Annotated in this window: 6 protein-coding genes and 1 pseudogene; 6 read left to right on the forward strand and 1 reads right to left on the reverse strand. The window is 62.7% G+C overall.

Annotation, left to right across the window (positions count from 1 at the left end):
• From EOA22_RS19340 to EOA22_RS19365, 6 genes and pseudogenes are all read left to right on the forward strand, one after another.
• Positions 1–209 (forward strand): annotated as a pseudogene (locus EOA22_RS19340) (carbohydrate ABC transporter permease); the annotation flags it as partial.
• A 5-nt stretch (positions 210–214) separates the two neighbouring features.
• Positions 215–1312, forward strand: coding sequence for a sn-glycerol-3-phosphate ABC transporter ATP-binding protein UgpC (gene ugpC / locus EOA22_RS19345; protein ID WP_027161308.1), 1098 nt, complete (start codon positions 215–217; stop codon positions 1310–1312).
• A gap of 53 nt (positions 1313–1365) precedes the next feature.
• Positions 1366–2112, forward strand: a complete 747-nt coding sequence (locus EOA22_RS19350; protein WP_063169022.1) for a sugar phosphate isomerase/epimerase — start codon at positions 1366–1368, stop codon at positions 2110–2112.
• 11 nt (positions 2113–2123) lie between these two features.
• Entirely contained in the window at positions 2124–3266 is a 1143-nt protein-coding gene (locus EOA22_RS19355; protein WP_063169021.1) for a Gfo/Idh/MocA family oxidoreductase, read from the forward strand.
• Positions 3267–3388: 122 nt separating this feature from the next.
• Positions 3389–4435, forward strand: a complete 1047-nt coding sequence (mgrA, locus tag EOA22_RS19360; protein ID WP_013529545.1) for an L-glyceraldehyde 3-phosphate reductase — start codon at positions 3389–3391, stop codon at positions 4433–4435.
• A 194-nt stretch (positions 4436–4629) separates the two neighbouring features.
• A complete protein-coding gene (locus EOA22_RS19365) occupies positions 4630–5034 on the forward strand; it encodes a Fur family transcriptional regulator (protein ID WP_013529546.1) in 405 nt (134 codons plus the stop codon).
• Between the two features lie 152 nt (positions 5035–5186).
• On the opposite strand, the gene polA is transcribed toward EOA22_RS19365, so the two are convergent.
• Positions 5187–7305 (reverse strand): DNA polymerase I (polA, locus tag EOA22_RS19375; protein WP_127390148.1); only part of this gene is annotated, 2119 nt, incomplete at its 5' end.

Below are 7305 nucleotides of genomic sequence, written 5' to 3' on the forward strand. Positions count from 1 at the left end.
ACTTCCTGTTGGGCGTCAACTACACCCGCCCCGACACCTATCCGATGACGGTGCAGCTCAACAACATCGTCAATTCGGTGCAAGGCGTGAAGGAGTACAACGTCAATATGGCCGCAACCATCCTGACCGGGCTTGTGCCGCTCATCGTCTACTTCATCTCCGGCAAGCTTTTCGTACGTGGCATCGCCGCCGGCGCGGTGAAGGGGTGATGGCGATGACGGCAGCCAACGATACCAGCGTTTCGATCCAGGACCTGTCGCTGAATTTCGGCGCGGTGACCGTCCTGGAGACGCTCAATCTGGATGTCGCCGATGGCGAGTTCATCGTGCTGCTCGGGCCGTCCGGCTGCGGCAAGTCGACCTTGCTCAACTGCATTGCCGGCCTGCTCGACGTTTCCGAAGGCCGCATCTTCATCAAGGGCAAGAACGTCACCTGGGAAGAGCCCAAGGACCGCGGCATTGGCATGGTGTTCCAGTCCTATGCGCTCTATCCGCAAATGACGGTGGAGAAGAACCTGTCCTTCGGGCTGCGTGTCGCCGGCACGCCAAAAGAAGAGATCGCCAAGCGGATCACGCGGGCGGCTGAAATCCTGCAGATCGAACCGCTGCTGCAGCGTAAGCCGGCCGCACTTTCCGGCGGCCAGCGCCAGCGCGTCGCCATCGGACGGGCGCTGGTGCGCGATGTCGACGTGTTCCTGTTCGACGAGCCGCTGTCCAATCTCGACGCCAAGCTGCGCGCCGAACTGCGCGTCGAGATCAAGCTGCTGCATCGCAAGCTGCAGAACACCATGATCTACGTCACCCACGACCAGATCGAGGCGATGACGCTGGCCGACCGCATCGCGGTGATGAAGGGCGGCGTCATCCAGCAACTCGATGCGCCGCAGACCATCTACAACCGTCCGGTCAACCGCTTCGTCGCCGGCTTTCTCGGTTCGCCCGCAATGAACTTCGTCGATGGCCACCTGGAAGACGCCGACGGCGGCTGGCGGTTCGCGGCCGGGGATATCAAGATCCCGCTCGGCACTTACGACTTTGCCAAGCCTCCGGCTCCCGGCCCCGTCACATTCGGTATCAGGCCCGAGCATGTCAGCCTGAACAGCGGCACCGGCTGGCCGTTCTCGATGGCCGCCAATGTCGAGGTGGTCGAACCCATGGGCTCCGACACGCTGGTCTGGCTGAAGCTTGCCCAGCAGAATTTCAGCGTCCGAGTGACCTCGGAACGCACGCCCAAGAACGACGAGGCGGTGACGCTTGGATTCGATCCGATGCGCGCCTCGCTTTTCGACACCGCAACCGGCACACGCATCTAGCTTCCGAGAACCAACCTTCCAACGACGATCCCCAAGCAAAACGGACAGAGACGATGAATTGGTCATTCCAACTTTACAGCGCCCGCAATTTCCAACCCTGGGACGGTGTGCTCGCCATGCTCGGCAAGCTCGGCTACGCCCAGGTCGAAGGTTTCGGCGGCGTCTATGATGATCCCCAGGCATTCCGCGCCGAGCTCGACAGGAACGGGCTTGCCATGCCGACTGGGCATTTCTCGATCGACGCGCTCGAGAACGATTTTGACGGCGTGCGCAGAACCGCCGACGCACTCGGTATCACGCTGCTCATCTGTCCTTTCCTGATGCCCGACCAGCGGCCATCCGACGTGGCCGGCTGGCGTGGTTTCGGCGAACGCCTGGCCAAGGTCGGTGATGCCGCGAAAAAGGCCGGCTACGGCTTTGCCTGGCACAATCATGATTTCGAGTTCAAGAAACTTGCCGACGGATCGGTGCCGCAGGACCACATCCTGTCATCCGCGCCCGATGTCAGCTGGGAGATGGACGTTGCCTGGGTGGTGCGCGGCGGCGATGATCCGCTGCCGTGGATCGAGAAACACGGCAAGCGCATCAGCGCCGTCCACGTCAAGGACATGGCCAAGCCCGGCGAGGGGCTGGATGAGGATGGCTGGTCGGATGTCGGCCATGGCACCATCGACTGGGCCGCCCTGATCAAGGTGTTGCGTGCCAGGAGTGCTGCCCAATACTACGTCATGGAACAGGACAACCCCAACGACATCGAGCGTTTCGCCCGCCGCTCCATCGCAGCCGCCAAAACCTATTAGGAGCAACCAGCATGGCAAAGAAACTTGGCATCGGCGTGATCGGCTGCGGCAACATCTCGAAGGCGTATTTTTCGCTGGCGCCGCTGTTCCGCGGCATTGAAATGCGTGCCTGCGCCGACATCAACATGGAGGCGGCCAAGGCTCGGGCGAAGGAGTTCAAGCTGCGCGCCGACACCGTCGAAGACCTGCTCAAGGCCGACGACATCGACATCATCGTCAACCTGACCATCCCGGCGGTGCACTATGAGGTGTCAAAGCAGATCCTCGACGCCGGCAAGCACGTCTATTCGGAAAAGCCGTTCGTGCTGTCGGTCAAGGAAGGGCTCGACCTTAAGAAGCGGGCGGAGAAAAAGGGTCTGCGCATCGGCTCGGCGCCAGACACTTTCCTCGGCGGCGCGCACCAGCTGGTACGCAACCTGATCGACACCGGCAAGCTTGGCAAGGTCACGAGTGGCACGTGCCATGTCATGGGCCACGGCATGGAGCACTGGCACCCCAATCCGGATTTCTTCTTCCAGCCAGGCGCGGGGCCGGTGCTCGACATCGGACCATATTACATCACCAATCTGATCCAGCTGATCGGGCCGGTGAAGCAGGTCGCGGCCTTCGCGACGACGCCGGCCAAGGAGCGCACGATCAGTTCAAAGCCGCGCGCGGGTGAAAAGATACCGGTCAACACGCCGACAACCATCCACGGGCTGCTGGAGTTCGAGAACGGCGCCGTTATCACGCTCAACACCAGCTGGGACGTCTGGGCCCACGGCCACGCGCCGATGGAGCTTTATGGCGAGGCGGGTACGGTGTTTGTGCCGGACCCGAACTTCTTCGGTGGTGACGTTCGCTTCACCGTCGCGGCCAAGCCGGTCAAGAAGCTGCCGAACTGGCCGCATCCGTTCGGCGTGCCCAACGAGATGCATTCGCAAGGCATGATGGCCAACTACCGCACGTCAGGCCTTGCCGATATGGCGGTGGCGATCGCGGAAGGTCGGCCGCACCGCTGTTCGATGGAGCTGGCGCTGCACGCCGTCGACGTGATGACCAGCCTGCTGCGTTCCGGCGAAACCGGCAAGTTCGTCGCCATGCAGACCACCTGCGAACGGCCGGCCGCACTTGGCGTCAAGGAAGCCAAGGCGCTTTTGGCGAAGAAGAAATAGGGCAGCACACCTCAACCCTCTCCCCGTTTCGACGGAGAGAGGGTAAGGGTGGGGGGCAGAGCCAACTCGCCGCGTTGTGACGAATGCAGCCGACCGGCTCGTTTCCATTCGAGGATTTTCCGATGCCCTACACGCCCGCCGAAAATCGTTACGAGAAAATGGTCTACAACCGCTGTGGCCGCTCCGGCCTGAAGCTGCCGGCGATCTCGCTGGGCCTGTGGCACAATTTCGGCAACGACACGCCGCACAAGACCAAGCAGGCGATCGCGCGCAAGGCCTTCGACCTCGGCATCACGCATTTCGACCTCGCCAACAATTACGGTCCGCCGCCCGGTTCTGCCGAAACCGCCTTCGGTGAGATCCTGCGCACCGACTTCGCTGCCTACCGCGACGAACTGATCATCTCGACCAAGGCCGGTTACCAGATGTGGGCCGGGCCCTACGGCGAATGGGGTGGGCGCAAATACATTCTGGCCAGCCTCGACCAGAGCCTCAAGCGGATGGGGCTCGACTATGTCGATATCTTCTATTCGCACCGTTTCGATCCCGACACGCCGCTGGAAGAAACGATGGGTGCGCTCGACCATGCCGTGCGCTCGGGCAAGGCGCTCTATGCCGGCATCTCGTCCTACAATTCGCAGCGCACGCGCGAGGCGGCCGATATCTTGAAGCAGCTTGGCACGCCTTGCGTCATCCACCAGCCGAGCTATTCGATGCTGAACCGCTGGGTGGAGGAAGACGGCTTGCTCGACACGCTCGAAGGGCTCGGCGTCGGCTCCATCGTGTTCTCGCCGCTGGCGCAAGGCATGCTGACGGACAAGTATCTCGGCGGCATTCCGGACGGCAGCCGTGCGTCGCAGGGCAAGTCGCTGAAGACAGCCTTCATCAACGACAAGACCATCGCCAACATCAAGGCGCTCGACGCCATCGCCGGCAGGCGCGGACAGACGCTGGCGCAGATGGCGCTGGCCTGGGTGCTGCGCAAGGGGAGGGTGACCTCGGCACTGATCGGCGCCAGCCGGCCGGAGCAGGTCGAGGACTGCGTCGGCGCGCTCAAGGCGCTCGACTTCAGCGATGCCGAACTCGCCGAGATCGACACATACGCGCGCGAATCCGACATCAATCTGTGGGCGGCTTCTGCCGAGCGCAAAGGCCCGCCGAGGAAATAGGTCCGCTCGATAAGCCGGCAAAGCGAAAAACGGCGGGCAACCTGCCTGTTGCCCCGCTCCGATCGATGTTCTCGGCGGCCTTGCGGGCAGAATGCTGGAAACAGTAGCAAAAATGCCTGTTCGTCGCTATCTGGATGGGACATGGATCGTTTGTGCGCGGCGCAAGCGACGCAAGGCGAGTTGGAAACAGGATCATGGCGGCAAGGGATGTGCTGACGAAAAACCAGCTGTGCGTGCTCGAGAAACTCGAGACCGCCAGCGGACCGCTCAGTGCCTACACCTTGCTCGACCAATTGCGCGAGCGCGGTTTTCGCGCACCGCTCCAGGTCTATCGCGCGCTCGACACGCTGGTGAAGTCAGGTTTCGTGCATCGGCTTGAAAGCATCAATTCCTTCGTCGCCTGCGCCGAGCCGCATGACCACAGCCATTCGATGACTGCCTTCGCCATTTGCGACACATGCGGGCAGGTCACCGAAATGTCAGACCACGATGTCGGCCACAGCTTGGACGAATGGGTGCGCTCCACCGGCTTCGCCGCCAAGAAGGCGGTGATCGAGTTTCGCGGGACATGTGCCAAGTGTTTGGCTGAGGCGGCTTGAGGTGAGTTGAGATTCAGATGATGCCGGCCTGCAAATGGCGGCTTCCTGCCGCTTCCGGTGCTCACGTACGAAAAGTACGCTCCGCTCCGGTTCTCGGAATCCACCATTTTCGGCTCGGCCTGATCTGAATCTCAACACAACTTGCGTTGGTGCTAATGCGCCTCGTCCCAGTTGTTGGCGGCTCGCGCGTCGACATGCAGCGGCACCGACATTGAGACCGCCGGCATCGCCGCGTTTTCCATGACATGACGCACGACCGGGATCGTCGCCTCGACTTCCGCCTCGACGGTCTCGAAGATCAGTTCGTCATGCACCTGCAGCAGCATGCGTGCCGAAAGGCCTGCTTTTTCCAGCGCCTCCTCCATGCGGATCATGGCACGGCGGATGATGTCGGCGGCGGTGCCTTGCAGGCGGGCATTGATCGAGGCGCGTTCGTTGAAGGCGCGGAGCGAGGGGTTGGACGATCTTATGTCGGGGTAATGGATGCGGCGGCCGAAGATCGTTTCGACAAAGCCGTGCTCGCGGGCATAGGCCTTGGTCTCCTCGATGTAATCGCGGATGCCGGGGAAGCGCTCGAAATATTTCTTGATGTAGTTGCCGGCTTCCTCGCGCGGGATCGACAGCTGGTTGGCGAGACCGAAGGCCGAAATGCCGTAGATGATGCCGAAATTGATCGCCTTGGCGCGGCGGCGAACCTCCGAGGGCATGCCTTCGACCGGCACGTTGAACATCTCCGACGCGGTGATGGCGTGGATGTCGGCGCCGTCGGCGAAAGCCTGCCGCAGTTGCGGGATCTCGGCGACATGGGCGAGCACCCGCAATTCGATCTGGCTGTAGTCGGCCGAGACCAGCCGATGGCTCTTGTCGGTGATGAAGGCGGTCCTGATCTTGCGGCCCTCGGCGGTGCGCACCGGGATGTTCTGCAGGTTCGGATCGGAGGATGACAGGCGTCCCGTCGTCGTAGCGGCCAACGCGTAGGAGGTGTGGACGCGCTTGGTGTCGGGGTGGATGAAGCCGGGCAGCGCATCGGTATAGGTCGATTTCAGCTTGGTCAGCTGGCGCCAGTCGACGATCTTGCGCGGCAGTTCGTGACCTTCGGCAGCGAGATCTTCGAGAAGCTGCGCCGAGGTCGACCACTGGCCGGTCTTGGTCTTCGAACCGCCGGGCAGGCCCATGCGCCCGAACAGGATGTCGCCGAGCTGCTTTGGCGAACCGATGTTGATGCGTTCGCCGATGAGCTGGTAGATTTCCTCTTCGAGGCGAGCGGCGCCCTGCGCCAATTCGCCGGAGAGCCGCGAGAGGATCTGCCTGTCGACCGAGATGCCGCGCTGTTCCATGCGCGCCAGCACCGGCACCAGCGGCCGCTCCAGCCGCTCATAGACCGACACCAGGCCCTTGGCGGCAAGCCGCGGTTTCAGCACCAGCCAGAGCCGCAGCGTCACATCGGCGTCTTCGGCGGCATGAGCCGTCGCCTTGTCGATGTCGACCTGATCGAAACCGACCGAGCTTTTGCCCGAGCCGGTCACGTCCTTGAGCTGAAGAGGAGTATGACCGAGCCACTTTTCGGCAAGCGCATCCATGCCGTGACCATGGGGCGTACCGGCATCGAGCACGTAGGAGATCAGCATGGTGTCGTCGAACGGTGCGACATCGATGCCGTAGCGGCTCATGATGACAAGATCGTATTTCAGGTTCTGCGCGATCTTGAGAACCGATCTGTCTTCGAGCAGCGGTTTCAGCACCGCCAGCGCCTCGCGCAGCGGAATCTGGTTTTCGAGCGCGCCACCACCGAGCAGGTCGCCATTGCCGCTCATGTGGGCGAAGGGAATGTAGGCGGCGCGTCCGGGAGCCGTGGCGATGGCCATGCCGATCAGTTCCGCCTGCATCGGATCGGCGGATGTCGCCCTGACGTCGAAGGCGGCGATGCCAGCCTCCCGTGCCTCGGCGACCCAGGCTTTCAGGGTCGAGATATCGCGGATGCAGTGATAGGCCGAAATGTCGATCTTGCCGGTGGCCGCGCGCTCCAGCCTTAGTGCCGCGAGCAGGGAGGGGGTATCGCCTTGTTTTGACGTCTCCGCCGTCCCGCCGGCTTCGTCCGGTTCAGTGCCAGGCGCGTTTCGGGCAACCGGCGGCAAACCGGCGCCAACGTCCGGGCCATGGGCATGATCGGCGCGTTCGACGGTGACCGCGACGGCCTGGACGTCGCCGGCCTCGGTGCTGGTCGCTTCCGCGACACGGCGGGTCAGCGAGGTGAATTCCATGGTCTTGAGG

The sequence above is a fragment of the Mesorhizobium sp. M7A.F.Ca.US.014.04.1.1 genome (assembly GCF_003998745.1).
Lineage (GTDB): Bacteria > Pseudomonadota > Alphaproteobacteria > Rhizobiales > Rhizobiaceae > Mesorhizobium > Mesorhizobium ciceri.